This is a genomic window from Ideonella sp. P3_A4, assembly GCF_056403075.1.
Genome location: NZ_JBFUGE010001240.1, coordinates 1 through 809, shown reverse-complemented (window position 1 = coordinate 809; position 809 = coordinate 1). Strand labels below are relative to the sequence as shown.

General features: G+C 70.3%; 2 protein-coding genes. Both read left to right on the top strand.

Going from position 1 to position 809, the window contains the following annotated elements; all coding sequences use genetic code 11:
* The coding region (locus AC1DYI_RS37300; RefSeq protein WP_477209094.1) for a hypothetical protein at positions 1 to 327 on the top strand (327 nt) is incomplete at its 5' end.
* On the top strand, positions 324 to 809 hold a 486-nt coding region (locus AC1DYI_RS37295; RefSeq protein ID WP_477209093.1), incomplete at its 3' end, for a hypothetical protein. The genes AC1DYI_RS37300 and AC1DYI_RS37295, both read left to right, overlap by 4 nt.

The window sequence follows — 809 nt, the reverse complement described above, 5'->3', positions numbered from 1 at the left end:
GTCGTGGTGCATGCGCTGGAAGGCCTTGCCGCCGGCGCGTCGTCGCCGGCTGGCACCGCTGTGGCAACCATTGATGAAGCCCATTCGCCTACCGTCCCGCAGGCCGCAGCGCCGGCACAGGAGGACCGTGGCGGCATCGTGCGCGCCATCGCCGCCGTTCTCGTTGGCGCTCTGCTCGCGGGTATTGCCGCCGTCTGGGCACTGGGCCGCCGTGGCACGGAACCCCGTTCGCCGATGACTCGCGAGCAGCGCGAGGCCAGCCTGGCGCAGGTCCGCGCGTGGCTGTCCGAGCCGGAAGCCGGCAGGCAGGTTGGAGGCCCTCGGTGAACAAGCTGTTCCAGCAGGTTGTCGACGAGAGCGAGGCCACGCCGGCGTTGCGCCGGCAAAGGTCCGCGGCGCTGGTCCTGCACGGCATGAGCGAGTCTGACCGTGCCTGGGCGCTGGCTGAGTTGAGCGAAGAGGAACGCGATGTCCTTCGACCGCTGATCGAAGAGCTGCAGGCGCTGGGCGTGCCGGCCGATACCGAGTGGGTGTCGTCGGCACTCGGTACGCTTGCTCGCGCAATGCGGGGCCGCGAGGCGTCCGTCCCCAACTATCGCCAGGTGGCGCGCGCGCTGCCCGAGCACGTGGTGGCCGTCCTGGTGGATGAGCCGGTCGAACTGATCCGCCGGTTGCTCGGCCTCGCGGCGTGGCCGTGGCAGGCGGAAGTTGTCGCCACCTTGAACGCCCGCCGCGGAGAGTTGTTCGAGTCCGGTCCCACGCTGGCCGCGTCCTACGCTTCGACTGCGCTGGATCAAGCCGTGCTGGTG